At 65.7% G+C, this 18691-nt stretch carries 14 protein-coding genes; 10 read left to right on the forward strand and 4 right to left on the reverse strand.

All coding sequences use genetic code 11. From position 1 onward, the window contains the following. Window positions 1-23: 23 nt before the first annotated feature. The 6 genes from GOSPT_RS14430 (at window position 24) to GOSPT_RS14455 (ending at window position 6048) form a co-directional block, all read left to right on the forward strand. A complete protein-coding gene (locus GOSPT_RS14430) occupies window positions 24-680 on the forward strand; it encodes a class II aldolase/adducin family protein (RefSeq protein ID WP_005207112.1) in 657 nt (218 codons plus the stop codon). A 123-nt stretch (window positions 681-803) separates the two neighbouring features. Beyond that, entirely contained in the window at window positions 804-2150 is a 1347-nt protein-coding gene (locus GOSPT_RS14435; RefSeq protein WP_005207113.1) for a flavin-containing monooxygenase, read from the forward strand. 74 nt (window positions 2151-2224) lie between these two features. Further along, window positions 2225-2677, forward strand: coding sequence for a RidA family protein (locus GOSPT_RS14440; RefSeq protein WP_005207114.1), 453 nt, complete (start codon window positions 2225-2227; stop codon window positions 2675-2677). Beyond that, window positions 2674-3348 (forward strand): DUF1028 domain-containing protein, encoded by a 675-nt coding sequence (locus tag GOSPT_RS14445; protein WP_005207115.1) that lies wholly within the window; start codon window positions 2674-2676, stop codon window positions 3346-3348. The genes GOSPT_RS14440 and GOSPT_RS14445 overlap by 4 nt, the downstream gene beginning before the upstream one ends. Window positions 3349-3398: 50 nt before the next feature. Beyond that, window positions 3399-4559, forward strand: a complete 1161-nt coding sequence (locus GOSPT_RS14450; protein WP_051993919.1) for a M20 family metallopeptidase — start codon at window positions 3399-3401, stop codon at window positions 4557-4559. Next, on the forward strand, window positions 4549-6048 hold the full coding sequence (locus GOSPT_RS14455; RefSeq protein WP_005207117.1) for an aspartate ammonia-lyase: 1500 nt from the start codon (window positions 4549-4551) through the stop codon (window positions 6046-6048). The genes GOSPT_RS14450 and GOSPT_RS14455 overlap by 11 nt, the downstream gene beginning before the upstream one ends. Here GOSPT_RS14455 and GOSPT_RS14460 read toward each other — a convergent pair. Beyond that, window positions 5984-6601, reverse strand: coding sequence for a TetR/AcrR family transcriptional regulator (locus GOSPT_RS14460; protein ID WP_005207118.1), 618 nt, complete (start codon window positions 6599-6601; stop codon window positions 5984-5986). The two genes, GOSPT_RS14455 and GOSPT_RS14460, sit on opposite strands and share 65 nt — an antisense overlap. 270 nt (window positions 6602-6871) lie before the next feature. Between GOSPT_RS14460 and GOSPT_RS14465 the strand changes: the two genes are divergently transcribed. Continuing rightward, window positions 6872-8974, forward strand: coding sequence for an oxidoreductase (locus GOSPT_RS14465; RefSeq protein ID WP_005207119.1), 2103 nt, complete (start codon window positions 6872-6874; stop codon window positions 8972-8974). Window positions 8975-9000: 26 nt separating this feature from the next. After that, window positions 9001-10695 carry an amidohydrolase gene (locus GOSPT_RS14470; RefSeq protein ID WP_005207120.1) on the forward strand — a complete coding sequence of 565 codons (1695 nt, stop codon included), beginning with the start codon at window positions 9001-9003 and terminating at the stop codon, window positions 10693-10695. Here the strand turns inward: GOSPT_RS14470 and GOSPT_RS14475 are convergent. Further along, window positions 10689-11600: a LysR family transcriptional regulator gene (locus GOSPT_RS14475; protein ID WP_005207121.1), complete on the reverse strand. Its 912-nt coding sequence runs from the start codon at window positions 11598-11600 to the stop codon at window positions 10689-10691. The genes GOSPT_RS14470 and GOSPT_RS14475 overlap by 7 nt on opposite strands. A gap of 140 nt (window positions 11601-11740) precedes the next feature. Between GOSPT_RS14475 and GOSPT_RS14480 the strand changes: the two genes are divergently transcribed. Continuing rightward, window positions 11741-13306 (forward strand): APC family permease, encoded by a 1566-nt coding sequence (locus tag GOSPT_RS14480; protein ID WP_005207122.1) that lies wholly within the window; start codon window positions 11741-11743, stop codon window positions 13304-13306. Here GOSPT_RS14480 and GOSPT_RS14485 read toward each other — a convergent pair. Together GOSPT_RS14485 and GOSPT_RS14490 are read right to left on the reverse strand one after the other, a co-directional pair. Further along, window positions 13287-14840 (reverse strand): GMC family oxidoreductase, encoded by a 1554-nt coding sequence (locus GOSPT_RS14485; RefSeq protein ID WP_039856113.1) that lies wholly within the window; start codon window positions 14838-14840, stop codon window positions 13287-13289. The genes GOSPT_RS14480 and GOSPT_RS14485 overlap by 20 nt on opposite strands. A 47-nt stretch (window positions 14841-14887) precedes the next feature. After that, window positions 14888-16309, reverse strand: coding sequence for a purine-cytosine permease family protein (locus GOSPT_RS14490; protein ID WP_005207124.1), 1422 nt, complete (start codon window positions 16307-16309; stop codon window positions 14888-14890). 333 nt (window positions 16310-16642) lie between these two features. On the opposite strand from GOSPT_RS14490, the gene GOSPT_RS14495 reads away from it, so the two are divergent. Then, window positions 16643-18139: an aldehyde dehydrogenase family protein gene (locus GOSPT_RS14495; RefSeq protein ID WP_005207126.1), complete on the forward strand. Its 1497-nt coding sequence runs from the start codon at window positions 16643-16645 to the stop codon at window positions 18137-18139. The last annotated feature ends 552 nt before the right edge of the window (window positions 18140-18691 follow it).

Here is an 18691-nt window from a genome sequence, read left to right on the forward strand (position 1 = left end):
TTCGAACGACTACCGTCAAAGAGGTGGACATCGTCGATCAGCGCGTACCCCTGTGCGTCGCTGCGCATCAGCTCGCGGCCGCGGGCACGTCGCTGAGCACCGGCGGCAACCTCTCTGTCCGCGTCGGCGATCGCGTGCTCGTGACGCCGTCGGGTGCACGCCTCGGCGCCGTCCAACCGGACCAGCTGGTCGTCGTCAACATGGACGGTTCGGTGATCGAGGAAACCCGCTACCGGCCGACGGCAGAACTCCGATTCCACCTCGACCTCTACCGGTCGACCTCCGCGTCGGCAATCGCCCACGCCCACCCGCTCGCGTCGGTCGCGGTGTCGACGATCACCGAGCTCCTCCCACCGATCCACTACGACGCCGCGATGGTCGGCGGCTCGATACGAGTCGCCCCCTATGCGGTCTTCGGGAGCCCCGAGCTGAGCGAAGGCGTGGTGGCGGCACTGTTCGAGCGCACCGCAGCCCTCATGCGCAACCACGGTTCGGTCGCCATCGGCGGCAACATCGAGACCGCGTGTGAGCACCTCGGCGTCGTCGAATGGCTCAGCGAGGTGTATCTGAAAGCCGTCAGCGCCGGGGCGCCCGCAATACTGAGCGACGACCAGCTCACCGAGGTCGTCGCCACCGCCGCCCGCCGGGCCTACCAGCCCTACCCCGGTCGCGACCGCTGAGAACGCGGCACAACCCTGCATCGACTGAAGCGATGTAATACCCAGGATATCTCTGCTGTACAGATGCAGGCGGTCCGATGATCATTGAGTCAACGACAACGCATGCAACAGCGGAGGTACGAGATGGTGGAGTTGGCTACGCCGGGGACGCAGACACCCGCGGGTACCGCGGCCACACAGGTCGAGGTGCTCGTCGTGGGCGCGGGCCAGGCAGGTATCGCGATGAGTGAGCATCTCACCGCACAGGGAATCAACCACCTCGTACTCGAGCGTGATCGCGTCGCCGAACGCTGGCGCACGTGGCGGTGGGATTCGTTGGTCGCCAACGGTCCCGCATGGCACGACCGCTTCCCCGGACTGGAGTTCGACGTCGACGCCGACGCGTTCGCGACCAAGGATCAGGTCGCCGACTACCTCGGCTCCTACGCCCAGCGCATCAACGCACCCATCCGCACCGGCGTGGAGGTGACATCGGTCCGTAAGAAGCAGGGCGAGAACGGCTTTCGCGTCGAGACCTCGGATGGTGTGATCGACGCCGACTTCGTCGTCGCCGCGACCGGCGCCTTTCAGACCCCGGTCATCCCCGCCGTCGTGCCGCGCGACGCGCCCTTCCATCAGATCCACTCCAGCGACTATCACAACCCGCAGCAGCTCCCCGACGGTGGCGTTCTCGTCGTCGGCGCGGGATCGTCGGGCGTGCAGATCGCTGCAGAGCTACGCGCGTCAGGCCGCGAGACGTACCTCGCCGTCGGACCGCATGATCGCCCGCCGCGTAGTTACCGCGGACGCGACTTCTGTTGGTGGCTGGGTGTTCTCGGCAAGTGGGACGCGGCGGCACCTCCCGCGGGCGCCGAGCACGTGACCATCGCCGTCAGCGGCGCGGGCGGTGGGCACACCGTCGACTTCCGGCAGCTCGCCGCGGATGGGATCACTCTTCTCGGACGCGCGCAGGCATTCGACGCAGGCACCATGACCTTCGCCTCCGACCTGCGCACCAACATCGAGAACGGCGACGCAACCTATCTCGCCATGCTGCGAGAGGCCGACGACTACATCGAGCGCAACGGCCTCGACCTCCCCGCGGAGCCACAGGCGCACATCCTGGGACCACTCCCCGACTGCGTCACCGACCCGATCGCGCAGCTCGACCTCGCAGCCGCCGGGATCACGTCCATCGTGTGGGCAACCGGTTTCGCCTACGACTACGGCTGGCTGGAGGTCGACGCCTTCGACGAGAAGGGCCGCCCGGCGCACCAGCGGGGCGTGTCGGGCGAACCGGGAATCTACTTCCTCGGGCTGCCCTGGCTCTCACGTCGCGGGTCGAGCTTCATCTGGGGCGTATGGCACGACGCGAAGTACCTGGCCGACCAGATCGCGATCCAGCGCGGCTACCGGGCCTACCGACCCGACCAGGTCGACGACACCACACCGGCGGACTCCGATGTGCTTGCCGCGCAGGCTGTTTCCTGAACTCGCCGTAATCTGCCAACCAGCAAACCCCGCCCACTTCATTACTCCACCAGCCGCAGCACGAGGAGCCACCCATGAGCGCAGCCGTCAGCCCTGACGTCACCCACACCCGGATCCGTCCCTTCAACACCCGCGAGACCTACCCGGAACAGAACCTCGACAACGACCTCTGCCAGGCCGTCGTCGCGGGCGGCGTCGTGTACCTGCGCGGCCAGATCGGCCAGGATCTCGACACTCGCGAATCGGTGGGCATCGGCGACGTCGAGGTGCAGGCGGAGAAGGCGATGAGCAACATCGCGATGCTGCTCGACGAGGCGGGCAGCTCGCTGCGCGACATCGTCAAGGTGACCGTATACCTCACCGACATCCGTTACCGCGAGACCGTCTACCGGGTGATGGGCCGCTGGCTCAAGGGCGTGTATCCGGTGTCGACCGGACTGGTGGTCGACGCACTCGCACGGCCGGAATGGCTCGTCGAGATCGACGCGACCGCAGTTCTCAGCGAGCAGAGCGGAGCAGCACGATGACGATGTCGCTCGTCGCGCGCGACCCCGCGAGTGGCGCGTTCGGCATCATCGTCTGCTCGTCGAGTCCCGCGGTGGCAGCGCGCTGCGCACACCCGAGGGCAGGCGTCGGAGTGGTCGCGTCGCAGAACGTGACCAACCCTGCGCTCGGGCCCGCGGTACTCGACCGGCTTTCCGACGGCCTAGACGCCGAGAAAGCGCTCAGCGCAGCGCTTTCCGCGGAGCAACACCCCGAGTACCGCCAGGTGAGCGTCGTCGACGCACACGGGCACACCGCGCTGCATTCCGGCGCTCGCAGCCTGGGTACCTACGGCGGCGTCGAGGGCGATCAGGCGGTGGCCGCGGGAAATATGCTTGCGGATCTGTCTGTGCTCGAGTCGCTGCTGAACGGCTATGCCGACAGTGCCGCCGACACATTCGAGCAACGACTGCTCGACGGGCTACACAGCGCACTCGACGCCGGCGGCGAAGAAGGACCGGTGCACTCTGCAGGCCTCCTGGTCGTCGAGGACGTGCCGTGGCCGGTGACCGATCTGCGCGTTGACTTCGCCGACGATCCGCTCGGCGACCTCGCTTCGCTCTGGCAGATCTGGCAACCGCAGAAGAACGACTACCGTGTCCGCGGCGTCGACCCGACGCGTGCGCCCTCCTACGGAGTTCCGGGAGACCTGTGACCACCATCGACGCCACCCCCGATCGATTCGACGCCGAACTCGGCAGCCGTATCGCGTCGGCGCACCCGAGTCTGATCGCGCTCTCGCACGACTTGTACGACAATCCCGAGACCGCTTGGGAGGAAACCTATTCGGCAGCTCGGGTCGCCGGTTCCCTCTCCGACGGCGGCTTCACCGTCGTCGAACAGTTCTGCGACCTCCCGACCGCGTTCACCGCGACGCTCGGCAGCGGCGACCTCCACGTCGCGCTCTGCGCCGAATACGACGCACTGCCGGGACTCGGACACGCCTGCGGGCACAACCTCATCTCGGCGATCACCGTCGGCGCGGCGCTCGCACTGGCACCGATCGTCGACGATCTCGGTCTGACACTGACGGTCATCGGCACTCCCGCTGAAGAGGGCGGTGGCGGCAAGATCGAACTGCTCGAACGGGGCGGATTCGACGCTCAGCATGCCGCCGCGATGGTTCATCCCGGACCGGCTGACGTGGCACGCGCGCGGCCATTCGCCGTGTCGCACAGCCACATCGACTACCACGGCAAGTCGGCGCACGCTGCCGCATACCCCGAACGTGGCGTCAATGCCGCGGATGCGTTCACCATCGCTCAGGTGGCCATCGGCCTGCTGCGCCAACAGCTTCCGGCGTCGGTGCGCGTGCACGGCATGATGACACGCGGCGGCGAGGCACCCAACTCCATCGCCGAGCACACCGAGGGACGCTGGTATGTCCGCGCCGAAACACTTGCCGAACTCGCCGAGGTCGAACCGCGTGTCATGCGATGTTTCGAGGCGGGCGCACTCGCCAGTGGCGCGACGCTCACGGTGACCCCGGAGTCGAAGCCCTACGCCGAGTTCCGCACGGACGACGAACTTCTCGGCCGCTACGAACGACGCGCACTCGCGGCGGGACGCCGTTTCGGCTCCGGACCCGACGCGACCATGGCGCGTGCGTCGACCGATATGGGCAACGTCTCGCAGGTACTGCCGGCGATTCACCCCTACATCGGCATCGACTCTCTGCCCGCGGTCAACCATCAGCCCGAATTTGCTGCTGCCACACTCACATCGGCAGCAGAGACGGCGATCGCTCAGGGCGCGCTCGCGCTGGCCGGGACCGTCGTCGACGCAGCCGTGCTCGATACGATCCGCGACAGGCTCCTGGCCAACGGCACTCGCACGACACACACAGGGGCAACAGGTGACCACTGACGCCGCGGGTGCGATTCGCATCGAACACGACCTCCTCGGCAATCACGCGGTACCCGCCGACGCCTACTACGGGGTGCACACCGCACGGGCGATGGAGAACTTCCCGATCTCCGCAGTTCCGATCTCCACGCATCCCGACCTCATCGTGGCCCTGGCGGCGGTGAAACAGGCTGCCGCAGAATCCAATCGCGAGCTCGGACTGCTCGATCCCACGATCGCCGACGCGATCATCGCGGCATGCACCGAGATCCGCTCCGGGTCGCTTCACGAGCAGTTCGTCGTCGACCAGATCCAGGGCGGCGCGGGGACGTCGACCAACATGAACGCCAACGAGGTGATCGCGAACAGGGCGCTCGAACTGCTCGGGCACCGACGCGGCGACTATCACGTGCTGCACCCGCTCGAACACGTCAACCTCGGACAGAGCACCAACGACGTCTACCCCACTGCCGTGAAGGTGGCGCTCGGAATCACCGCCCGTGGGCTCTCGGACGCCCTGCGCACACTGGCGGCCGAATGTGCCGACAAGGCAGTCGAATTCGGCGACATGCTCAAACTCGGACGTACGCAACTGCAAGATGCCGTGCCGATGACGCTTGGGCAGGAGTTCGGCGCGTTCGCGGTCACCATCGGCGAGGATGCCGACAGGATGGACGAGGCGATCTCGCTCATCGCCGAGATCAATCTCGGCGGCACCGCGATCGGCACCGGACTCAATGCCCACCCGTCCTATGCCGCGCAGGCATGCGAACGCCTGCGACAGCTCACCGGTCTGCCGCTGACCACCGCGGGAGATCTGGTCGAAGCGACGTCGGACGTCGGCTCCTTCGTGCAACTCTCCGGTGTCACCAAACGTGCCGCGGTGAAGCTGTCGAAAATCTGTAATGATCTGCGCCTGTTGTCTTCTGGTCCCCGCGCGGGCTTCGGCGAGATCGTACTTCCCGCTGTACAGGCCGGATCGAGCATCATGCCGGGCAAGGTCAACCCGGTCATCCCCGAGGTCGTGAACCAGGTGGCCTTCGAGGTGATCGGCAACGACCTCACGGTGACCCTCGCCGCCGAAGCAGGTCAGTTGCAGCTCAACGCTTTCGAGCCGATCATCGCGCGGGCACTCCTCTCGTCACTGACCCATCTGCGGGCCGCGGTGCACGTACTCGGCGAACGCTGCATCCGAGGCATCACCGCTGAAGAGGAACGCATGCGCGCCGCGGTGTTCGGCTCCGCCAGTATCGCCACCGCGCTCAATCCCGTCCTCGGCTACGAGGCGACCACCGCGTTGGTCGCGGAGGCGGTGGCAACGGGAGCGTCGATTCCCGACCTTGTCCGACGCTCCGCACTGCTCGAAGACGTCGCCCTCGACACCGCACTTCACCCCGACAACCTTTGTCGGCCACACGATTCGGCGCGTCGAGCCGTCAGCGGGGTCAGCGGGAACTCTCGTCGACCACGAGATCCGGACACCGCAACGCGGCCTGCAGATACTGCATAACAGCGCCGCGAGCAGAAGCCGCGTCGAGTGCCCTGGTGCGCCCGACAAGGTGAATGCCACACCCGTCCTCGAGCGCCACCGCGCCCCTGGCGACGCTTTCGCTGTCGACGTCGGCGAAGACACCCGCCGCGATACCCCCATCGATCGCCTCGCGGTAGAGCGAGGTCTCGAGGTCGAAGAGCGTCGACATCAGTTCAGCATGTGCGGGTGAGCGCGCACTGTAGAGATGTAACTCGTACAGCGCAGGTGACATCGGATCGTCCGGATCACAGATTCCGAGTTCGACGAGCCCTGCCAGGGCCTTTACCGGATCGTCGACGTCGGTGGCGGCGGTGCGTCGGCCCTCATAGAACCGCGTGACCGCAGCCTCGTGCACAGCAAGCAACAGCTCGTCGATCCCGGGGAAGTAGTAGGTTATCGACCCTGGCGACAGACCCGCCGCGTCGGCGACGTCCTTGATACGCAGTCCCATCAGTCCGCGCGCGGCGATCGCACTCGTAGCGGCGCCGACGATCTCTGCGCGACGCGCGTGCTGATTGCGTGGACGTGCCATACGTCCCGATATTGCCGCCCTGCACCACGTCGGGGCAACTCCGCTGATTACATCGGTTCTCCCGATGAACCAATTCGGAAGTTCGCACCGTGAGATGTCCGCAACAGGGCTGCCCGACGGGACAAACCGCGATACCGTCATTTCATTCTTTGCGATTGACCTCAAAGAATGACACGAGTCGCCGCCACTGCCCGACGCCGACTCCACAGCCCACAACTGACCACTGCGCCAAGCATTTTCACGCCGCAGCACCTCTCGACGGAGATCCACATGCGCGACCATCGCTACGACATCCTCTTCGAACCTGTCCGGATCGGACCGGTCACCGCCCGCAACCGGTTCTTCCAGGTGCCGCATTGCAACGGCATGGGGTACCGCGATCCGTCCGGCGAGGCAGCGATGCGTCGGACGAAAGCCGAGGGCGGGTGGGCCGTGGTCTGCACCGAGCAGGTCGAGATCCATCCCACCTCGGATATCGGACCGTTCATCGAGCTCCGCCTCTGGGACGACCAGGACATGCCCGCGATCGCGCGTATCGCCGAGCAGATTCACGAGGGCGGTGCGCTCGCGGGAATCGAGCTGGCGCACAACGGACTCAACAGCCCCAATCTGATCAGCCGCGAAACTCCGTTGGCACCACAGCATCTGCCCGTCGTCTCGTGGAATCTCGATCCGGTGCAGGCCCGTGCGATGACGAAGGCCGACATCGTCGATCTGCGCAAATGGCATGCGGATTCGGTCCATCGGTCACTGAAGGCCGGCTACGACATCGTCTACGTCTACGCGGGACACGCGATCGGCGGTCTGCACCATTTCTTGTCTCGTCGATACAACAATCGCACCGACGAGTACGGCGGCAGCCTCGAGAACCGTGTACGCCTGATCCGCGAGATCCTCGAGGACACCCGCGAGATCGCCGACGGCAAAGCCGCTGTCGCGTGCCGCATCTCGGTCGACGAACTGCTCGGTGACGACGGCATCACCCGCAGCGAGATGGAAGACGTCTTCGGCCTGATCGGCGAGCATCCCGACCTCTGGGACCTCGTGCTGGGAAGCTGGGAGGACGACTCGGTCACCTCGCGCTTCGGCCCCGAGGCCGAGCAAGAGCCCTACGTCACCGGACTCAAGCAACTCACCACCAAGCCCGTCGTCGGAGTGGGCCGCTTCACCTCTCCCGACACCATGGTGCGCCACGTGAAGTCGGGCATCCTGGACCTCATCGGCGCCGCTCGACCGTCGATCGCGGATCCCTTCATGCCCAACAAGATCGAACGCGGCGATCTCGCGGACATCCGCGAGTGCATCGGTTGCAACATCTGCGTGTCCGGCGACTTCACCATGTCGCCGATCCGGTGTACGCAAAACCCCACAATGGGTGAGGAATTCCGACGCGGCTGGCATCCGGAGCGCATCTCGGTGAAGGGCTCCGACTCCTCGGTGCTCGTCGTCGGTGCGGGACCGGCGGGCCTCGAAGCCGCACGCGCACTGGGTAATCGCGGGTATCCCGTGACGCTCACCGAGGCGAGCCGGGTGCTCGGTGGCCGTGTGGCCCGCGAGTCGAAGCTTCCCGGACTGTCGGCATGGATTCGCGTCATCGACTATCGGCTGCAGCAACTCGACCGCCTCGACAACGTCGAGGTCTATCGCGAATCGCCGATGAGCACCGACGACATCCTCGAGTACGGCTTCGACCACGTCGTGATCGCGACCGGGGCGTCGTGGCGTAACGACGGCGTGGGCCGCTGGCACACGCATCCCATCGAGATCGATACCAGCACAGTGGTCTTCACTCCGGACGACATCATGGCCGGGGCGCGGCCTGCCGGCAAGCGCGTCGTGCTGTTCGACGACGACCACTACTACCTCGGCGCTGTCATCGCGGAGATGCTGGCCAAGGAGGGCTTCGCGGTCACGCTCGTCACCCCTGTCCCCCAGGTGTCGCAGTGGACCACCAACACCATGGAGGCTCACCGTATCCGCGCGCGGATCATGGAGGCCGGCGTGGACGTGTGCACCGATACGGCGGTGACCGCTGTCGACGCGTCCGGCGTGCAGACCGCGTGCCGATTCACCGGTCGGACAGGGCATCTCGATGCCGACGCCGTCGTCATGGTGACCGCGCGTCTCCCCCACGACGAGCTCTACACCCAACTGCACGAGCGCGGCGACGACTGGGCCGCGGCCGGAGTTCGCAGCGTCACCGGTGTCGGCGACGCCTGGGCGCCGTCGACCATCGCCGCGGCAGTCTGGTCGGGACACCGGTTCGCCGAGGAACTCGACGTGCCGCGCAACGACGATCCGGTGCCGTTCCGCCGTGAGGTCACCCAGTTGTCGATCGAGCCGGTGTTCAACACGCCGGTCTCGGTGTCCTGACGGACCCACCGACCACAGGAGTGGTGATGTACGCAGATCACATTTTCACCAACGCCGCAGTGTGGCAACCACTCGGTATGCCACCGGCGACCACGGTCACGGTGTCCGACGGCACCATCGTCGCGATCGGCTCCGACGTCGACCGTGACCTCGTCTCGGCGTCGACCGTCATCCACGACTTCGCGGGGGCGAGCCTGCTCCCGGGGTTCATCGACGCGCACGTGCATCCGGTGGCAGGCGGACTCGCAGCGCTGCGCTGCGATCTCTCTGAGCTCGCACATGATCGGCGCGGTTACCTCGAGGCCATCGCGGCCTACGTCGACTCGCACCCCGACGCCCCGGTCATCACCGGAAGTGGCTGGTATGGCGACGCATTTCCCGGCGGTCTGCCCACGCGTGCCGATCTCGACGAGGTGGTCGCGGACCGACCGGCGGTGCTCTCCAGCCACGACGGACACGGCGTCTGGGTCAACAGTGCCGCACTCGCCGACGCCGGAATCGACCGGCACACCCCGGACCCGACGGGTGGACGTATCGACCGCGACGCCGCGGGCGAACCCACCGGCGTCCTGTTCGAGCGGGCGGCCGACAGCGTCCAGGCACTCGCGCCCGAGATCGACGACGACGTGCTGCGCGAGGCATTGTTGACAGCTCAGCGTCGACTGCACTCCGTCGGCGTCACCGGCTGGCAGGACGCGGGCGTCGACATCCCGGCATTCGGCCTCTCCGACACACTCGCGACGTACCTCGCCGCGGACGAGGCCGGCGAGTTGACCGCACGCGTGTGCGGCGCATTGTGGTGGGCGGCCGAGCAGGGGCTCTCGCAGATCGACGCAGTCCGCGAACGCCGGGCACTCTCGCGACACGGCGGCCGGTTTCACGTCGACACCGTCAAGGTGATGCAGGACGGGATCTGCGAAAACTGCACTGCCGCAATGCTTGCGCCCTACTCCGGCCTGCCGACCGGGGCCGACCCCACCGGGCTCTCCTTCATCGACCCGGCAGAACTGAACGAGGTCTGCGCACTGCTAGCGCGCGACGAGTTCCACATCCACATGCACGCCGTCGGCGACCGCGCGGTCCGCGAATGCCTCGATGCGCTCGGGGCCGCACGCGCCGCCAATCCGGAGTTCGACGCCGCACACCAGATCGCGCATCTGGATGTGGTTGACCCGCAGGATATTCCACGCTTCGCAGCGCTCGGCGTGATGGCGAACATCCAGGCACTGTGGGCTCGCCGCGACATCGAGATCGTCGAACGCAAGCTCCCGCTACTGGGCGCCGACCGCGAGCGATGGCACTTCCCCTTCGGTTCGATCAGCGCGGCCGGTGGGACGCTGGCGATGGGCAGCGACTGGCCGGTCACCGATCCCAATCCGCTGTGGGCAATCCACACCGCGGTGAATCGAACCGGTTCTGACGCCGATCCGCATGCAATCGGCACCGACGCCCGCACCGTGCCGCTCGTCGCCGAGGAGGCGCTCACTCTGCGGACCGCCGTCGATGCCTACACGATCGGCGCGGCGCGCGCCGCCCACTGCGCTCAACACGCCGGTTCGATCGAGATCGGCAAGGACGCCGACCTCGTCGCACTCTCCGGTGACATCTCGACAGCGCAGGACATCGGTTGCCTCACTGCACAACTGACGATGGTCGGGGGAAATGTTGTCGGGGGTAGCGCGCTCGGCGAGAACATCGGTGGCCGGGCATGCGCTCACTGAGCGGAGGTGTCGCCGAACAGGTCTCGGCACAGTTCGGCGACGACTGCCGCACGCCGGGTCGGTCGCGCGGCGATCGCATTGAGCAGGACCATCGTGAGTGCGGGCGTCTCGTCGGCGATGGGTATCGCTGCGACCGGATGTCCGTCGAGCGCCATCGGCACGGCGGACTGCAGGTTGAGCACCGTGTATGCCAGGCCACGTCCGACCAGCGCGCGACAGGTCTCGACGGTCGTCGAGCGGTAGCGCACAACGGGTTCGACGCCGGCGTCGGCGAAGACCTGCCGGAAGTAGTCACGGCTGTGTGGCAGGTCGAGCAGCGCCATGGGTTCGTCGGCCAGGTCGGCGAGTCGGACCTTCCGCCGTTTGGCGAGTCGGTGCGAGCCCGCGACCAGAGCGTAGGGCGGAACACGACGTAGCGGCCACCGTTTGAGTCGCGGGTCGTCGACGAGGTCGTATCCGATACCCATCTCGAATGTTCCGTTCGCGACACCCTCGGCCAGGTCGGCCATGTCGACCTCGGTGGTCACCAACTCCAGGTTCGGCAGCTTCTCGGCTGCGACGGACAACAACTCAGGAAGGAGGTAGGGCGCCATGACCTCGAAGCAACCGATCGTCAGGGTTCCGGTCAGCGAGCCGCCCAATCCGTGTGCGGCAGAACGAAGATCGGCTGCGGATGCCAACAACTGGCGGCTCGCCACGAGCAATTGTCGACCTGCGGGAGTCAACGTGATGCCCTTGGCGTGATGACGGACAAGAAGCTGAATCCCCAGTGCGCCTTCGAGATCGGTCAGCGCCGTCGACATCGCCGACTGCGATAGGTGCACCGCCGACGCCGCGCGGGTGATACTCCCCGCCTCGGCCACGGCGACGAAATACTCCAACTGACGCAACGTGTAATCAGCCACGACGACCTCACAGACGATCCGGCGCGGCATCGGCTCGATCAATGCCGATGCACGAGAACCCCGACTCTACAGAACCTCGCCTCATCCCGACGGCTATCTGACGCCGCGCGAAGAATCCACTTCCATCCAGGAGTACCTCCATGACACTCTCGCATTCCGACCCGGGACGGACACCCGCCGCCCAGGCACCTTCCACACCGGCTCATCCCACACAGGCGCATCCCGGGCAGATTCACCCCGACCTCGGACAAGGCGGGCCGAACCTCCGACACTCGTTGCGTCGCTTCGATGTTCCGATCATGATCCTGTCGGCACTGATCAGCCTCGACATGGTGGGCGAGATCTCGTCTTTCGGCGGAGAGACCTTCACATGGCTCGTCGTGTTGGCGCTGCTGTGGATGGTGCCGTACGGCCTCGTCACCTCGGAGCTGGGTAGCGCATTTCCCGACGAGGGCGGACTGTTCGAGTGGGTCAAGCGCGCCTTCGGCCGTCTACCCGCGTCCATCGCCACGGTCATGTACTGGTCGATCAACCCGTTGTGGATCGGCGGGTCGCTCGCCTTCATCAGCACTGAAGCATGGAGCACGTTCATCCATCCGATCGGTTCGGGCACCGCGGGCGACTTTCTCTTCAAGACGCTCTTCGTCGTGGCAGCCGTCGCAGTGACGCTGCTGTCGATGCGCCGGGCGAGGGCAGTGCTGCAACTCGGGACCTACCTCAAGCTGATCCTGGCCGCCGTGTTCCTCGTGACGACCGTCATCTACGGAATTCAGCACGGGTTCAACGGAATCGGCTCGGTCACCTGGTCGCCGACGCTCGGCGGCTTCCTCGGGCTCGTACCGCTGCTCCTGTTCTCCCTCGTCGGTTTCGAGGTTCCCAGTCAGGCAGGCGGCGAGATGCAGAATCCGCAGCGCGACGTGCCCCGCGGTATCGCGATGAGTGGATGCATCGGCTTGATGGTCTACGCGCTGCCGGTACTGGCCCTGCTGCTGGTGTTGCCGAGCGACAAGATCACCGGCATCGGCGGTTTCATGGCTGCACTCGACACCGTCTTCGGTGTCTACGGGTCAGCGGCGTCGATCCTCGTGAAGGTTGCGGTGATCGCGTTCATCATCGCGCTCGGAATCACCGGCGCCACCTGGGCGATGGCCGCGAACCGCGCGTTGGCGGTGGCCGCCGGCGACGGCGGATTCTTCCCCTACTTCGCGAAGTTCGACGCCAAGACGGGTTCGCCGATTCGGGTCGGCATCTTCACCGGAGTGATCGCCCTGGCGTTCATGATCGTCGGCGTCGTCTTCTCCGGCGGTGACAGCGCAGCCACGTTCACGGTGGTGCTCACCATCACCATCTCGACGTCGCTGATCGCCTACCTCTTCGTCTTTCCCGCGGCATTCCGCCTGCGCATCAACCATCCGAACACGCCGCGGCCCTACGCCGTCCCCGGCGGAACCATCGGCATGGGCATCGCGGCGGGACTCGCGACATTCTGGGCGGCACTCGGGGTCTGGGTCGCGGTGTTCCCTGGCACCCTGGAGAGCCTGTTCGGCCTCGACTACGCGTTCCTCGACACCTGGAAGGTCTCACGCGTCCGCTTCGAGGCGTTCACACTCGGGACTCTGGCCGTGCTCACACTGATCGCCACCGCCGGATACCTCGTCGCACGAAGGTCGCGACGCACCAACCCGATCACTGTTGAGCAGCGATGATCTCTGCGGCGCGTTCGGCAACGCTCATGATGGTGCCGACAGGATTGACCGAGGTGAGCGTGGGAAAGACGGAGGCATCGACGACGCGCAGACCGCTGACCCCACGGACTCGCAGCGATGGGTCCAGCACGGCCATCGGGTCGTCGTCCGACCCCATCCTGCAGGTTCCGGATACGTGGTAGACCGTCTGATGCGTGGCCCGCAGTGCCGACGACAGTTCGTCGTCGGACTGCAGGGCCTCGCCCGGGAACACTTCGCGCACAACCCACTTCGACATCGGTGCGGTTGCCGCGATACGTCGTGCGGCACGAATGCCCGCCACGAGCGTCGCCTCGTCCACACCGTCGGGGTCGGTGAAGTACCGGTAGTCGATCGACGGTGGAGTCGACGGATCGTCGTCGACGATCTGGACCCGACCGCGGCTGCGCGGTTTGGCCACGTTCGGCGCGATCGAGATGATCCGGTCAGGCATGTCGACGCCGTAGCTGACGGCATGATCTGCGACGGCCTCGACCGGGAAATGCATGAGCACGTCGGGACGGGCGGGGCTCGATTCGTCGACGCGCAGCGCAGCGCCCGCATCCCACCCCGTGGCGCACGTCGACGGCACGTCGCGATCGGTCTCCCACACGATGAGACCTTCGGCGTGATCCATGAGGTTCTCACCGACGCCGGGTGCGACGACGCGCACCGGCACTCCCGCCCGGGTGAGCACGTCGCTCGGACCGATTCCTGAGCGCTGCAGCAGTGCGGGTGAAGCGATCGCACCCGCGCAGACAATGACTTCACGCGAGGCGAGGTGATCGTTCTCGCTACCGTCTCGCGCGATGGTCCGCACTCCGACGGCGCGGTCGCCGTCGAAGATGATCGAACTGGCCAGTTCATGGTGCAGCACAGTCAGATTGGATCGCTCGGCGAGTACGGGGTGCAAATAGTGCACCGAGGTCGACGATCGCAGGTTGGATTCGGGGGTGTAGCCGATGTCGAAGAATCCGGCACCCTCCCCCGTGTTCGCGAAGTCGGCGTCGTGGTTCCAGCCGGCTCGAGCCGGCAGGTCAAGAGCGCAGCGCGCAGCGTCGACGACGTCGGCGACGTACGGATTGCGGTCGGCTTCTGCAACGGGCGCGATGGGCGTGACGAGCTTGTCGAAGCAACGGCCGAGCGTATCCGCATCCCACCCGTCGGCACCCAGCGCGACCCACTCGTCGATGTCTGCGCGCAGCGGCCGCCACGTGATCATCGTGTTTGCCGTCGCGCAACCTCCGAGGATGTGCATGCGCGCCTGACGAATTCCGGAATTGCCGCGCTCCTGCGGCACGCTGCGGTAGTCCTGGTCGTACTCGCTCTCGAGCATCTCCGCCCACCGTCGAATCGAGCGGGCGCGGGGCTCGTGCTCGTCACTCGGGCCGGCCTCGAGGACCGTGACCGTCACCGCGGGGTCCTCGCTGAGTCGAGCCGCCACGATGCAGCCGGCCGTGCCGCCTCCTACGACGAGATAGTCAGTGACACTGGGTATATCAGGGGCACTGGGCATATCAGGGGCACTGGGCTTGTCAGGAGAACCGAGGTTGTCAGGATGGCTCATGCCGCCGGCTCTGACGCCAGGTTCGAGCTCGCCAACGCCTCGCTCTTACGTGTGGTCATCAGCACGTAGTAGAGGGGGCAGATGACAGCGAGCCCGACAATCCACGAGATATCGACGCCGCCAATCTCTTTCGCCAGCGGACCGGTCCACAGCGTCGTCGAGAGGAACGGGATCTGCACTCCGATACCGATCACGTAGCACGCGATCGCGATCCAGTTGAATCGGCCGTAGACGCCACCATCACGACGGAACAATGATTCGATGTCGTACTCGCCGTGGCGAAGGAGGTAGTAGTCGACGAGATTGACTGCGGTCCAGGGAATCAGGACGCAGAGGAGCAGGGCCAAGAAGTTGGCGTAGTTGGCCAGGAAGTCGTCTGCACTGAGCAGAGCAGGCAGCATCGCGATGGCGAACAGCACGAGCGCGATGACTGCACGGCTCGTCGCCTGTGCTCGCCATCGAGGAAAGATGTTCTGTCCCACTGTGATCGTGGAGAGCGCGCCACAGTAGAGGTTCATGCCGTTGGTGACGCTGATACCGACGGCGAAGACGAGGAACAGCCCCGTGGAGATCCCATGGGTCAACGTTCCCATGCCCGCGAGGGTGTCGGAGTCGGGCAGAGCGGCGCCGATCAGCACACCGAGCAGCATCGGAAGTACCGACCCGAGAACACATCCCGCATAGGTTGCCCAGAAGGCCGTCTTCACTCCGGTGTCGCGCGGCAGATAGCGCGTGTAGTCCGACACGTAGGGCGCGTAGGCGATCTGCCACAACGCCGCTGCGGAGAACGTGGCCATGAAGCCTGCCCAGGTGAACCCGCTGCTGTGCCAGGTATCCGTCGGCAACCCATTGACACCGATCATCCAGACGAACGCGAGGAGGAGCGCCAGGCCCGCGACCACCGACAGCACAGCCGCCATGGAGTGAATCAGCTTGTAGCCGATCATCGTCACGACGACGCTGATGGCACCGATGATGAAGATCGCCCAGTTGTCCGGCAGCCCGGTCACTTCGGCGAAGGCTTTGCCGCCGAGCACCGCGTTCGACGCGAAGAATCCCAGATACATGAAGACGACGAGCACCACCACGAGCAGGCTGCCCAGCGAACCGAATTGTGCTCGGGTCTGGAGCATCTGGGGTACACCCATCTGCGGGCCCTGCGCCGCGTGCAGCGCCATGACCACACCGCCCACGAGATTGCCAGCGACGACTGCGATCGCGCCCGCCCAGAAGGGCAGCCCGAACACGGTGGTGGCCAGCGCTCCGGTGATGATCGTCAGCAGCATGATGTTCGAGCCGAACCACACGGTGAAGATGTCGCGCGCGCGGCCGTGCCGTTCGTCGTGCGGAATGTGGTCGATGGTGCGGCGCTCCACCGACGGCGCTGCGCCCGTCGACGGCTGGGTTGACGTGTTCATCGGGAGATACCTCTGCTCTGTGTGGGCGGCACTGGATCGGCCTGTGCGCGTGTGTCTGGCGGGTGTCACGGTGTGCGGTTCGGAGCGAGCCACGGCCACGGCGTCGGGGCTGTTCAGCAAGTATCGAGGCGATCAGCATCACCGGGAAAACAGAAAGTTCCGGACTTTTACATCTAGAGAACAGATGACCTCGTTGCGCTATACGTTCTCGGCGCTGACGGGCAGCCGTACCACGTCGGCGCCCCCTTACATCGACCAGACCGATGTAGAACGTCAGATAAATCGGCGCTGCCTGATCTATCGCGCTTCACGATTTCCCGTCACGATAGAGTCATGACCGATCTACCCGACCTCACCTCGATCGACTGGTCCGCGCGCGCAGGCGAGATCGCGTTCTGCTCCCAGGCGTTCATCGATGGCCAGTGGCTCTCCGCACAGTCCGGCACGACCTTCGACGTCGTGAACCCTGCGACGGACACCGTGCTCGCCTCCGTCGCCGCCTGCAACGCCGAGGACGTCGACGTCGCCGTCGCCGCTGCGCGTCGAGCCTTCGACGACGGGCGCTGGTCGAAGCTGTCCGCCGGCGAGCGCGGGACGGTACTCATCCGCTTCGCCACCCTGATCGAACAGCATGCCGAGGAACTCGCGACGCTCGTGACGCTGGAGATGGGCAAGGCGATCCGCGATTCGTACGAGGTCGAAGTCCCCGGCGCCGCAGCCGTTTTCCGGTTCTACGGCGAGGTGGCCGACAAGATCCCGGGCGAGTTGCCCCCGACCGCCGACGGCAGCGTCGCCATGGTTCGCCGGGTACCGCTCGGCGTCGTCGGCGCAGTTGTGCCCTGGAACTTTCCGCTCGACATCGCAGCATGGAAGGTCGCACCCGCACTGGCCGCGGGCAACACCGTCGTCCTCAAACCTGCTGAGGAAAGCCCGCTTTCGGCTCTGCGCTTGGCCGAGATCGCGGTCGAAGCCGGGATCCCACCCGGCGTCTTCAACGTCGTGCCGGGCCTGGGCGCCGACGCCGGTCGTGCGCTCGGACTCCACTCCGACGTGCAGTGCCTGACATTCACCGGCTCCACGGAGGTCGGAAAGAAGTTCTTGGCCTACAGCGCAGAATCGAACATGAAGCAGGTCTGGCTCGAGTGTGGCGGCAAGAGCCCCAACCTGGTGTTCGCCGACTGCGCCGACCTCGACGCCGCCGCAGAGATGGCCTGTTTCGGCATCTTCGGCAATCAGGGCGAGGTCTGCTCTGCCAACAGCCGACTTCTGGTGCAGCGCGAAATACTCGACGAATTCGTCGACAAGGTTGTCGAGAAGGCTGGGGCTTACTTGCCTGGCGACCCGCTCGACCCGGCGTCGACAACGGGCGCCATGGTGACGCGCAAGCAACTCGACCTCGTCCTCGGCTTCGTCGATCAGGCGCGCGAAGACGGACGAATAGCACTTGGCGGCAACCGAATCGGCGACGTCGGGTGCTTCATGGAGCCCACCGTCGTCGTCGACCTTCCCGCCGATTCGGCGGTGATGACCGACGAGATCTTCGGCCCGGTGCTGGCGGTGATCGCGTTCGATTCCGAGGACGAGGCAGTCGCCCTGGCCAATGACACTCCGTTCGGGCTTGCAGCATCGGCATGGACCTCGAATCTCGATCGCGCACTGCGGATGTCGGACAATCTGCACGCCGGAACCGTCTCGATCAACACTGTCGACGCCCTTTCTCCCGGAACACCTTTCGGCGGCTTCGGGGCATCGGGGTTCGGTTCCGACCTGTCGGTCCACGCGATCGAGAAGTTCACCGGACTCAAGACGACGTGGATCGCGCGCGGTTGAGAATAACGTCCGCGAGGTAGCTGACAGAGCCGGGCGGAGCCCTGTGGCATCGTATGTCGTGTCCTCGATCACCGCGGTCCGCGGTCGATGTCCGCCGCTGCGAAAAGCGCTGAAGCAGCCTTCAAAATCTCATTAGTTCTAGGCAATTCGGCAAACTGACGCCGAAGTCCGGTGGACCTCGGCTTCATGCTCGGCGACCGTCTGCGCGCCCGGCCCTGAATCCAGCAGGCGTCTTTCTCGATCCAGTTGGGCAACGTCGCAGTTTGACGTCGAACAGGCCACCAACGTGCTTACTGGCGCCGAGTTTCGACTCGGCCGCCTCCTTCAAACGGTCGTGATACATCCGAACCGCCGGCTCACGGGTCTACTGATCGAACTTCCGTGGTGCTCCCATATCCGTCCTCCCGGTGAGATCACGGTCTCCACCAGACCCAAGACACTTCAGTGCCGACAACGCCACAAGACCTAGGCGTCAACGCACATTCGATGACAAGGCAAAAGGCGGTGCTCCCGCTGAAGTGAAGCTCCCCGACGGCCGTACGGTAAAGGTCA

The sequence above is a fragment of the Gordonia sputi NBRC 100414 genome (assembly GCF_000248055.1).
GTDB lineage: Bacteria > Actinomycetota > Actinomycetes > Mycobacteriales > Mycobacteriaceae > Gordonia > Gordonia sputi.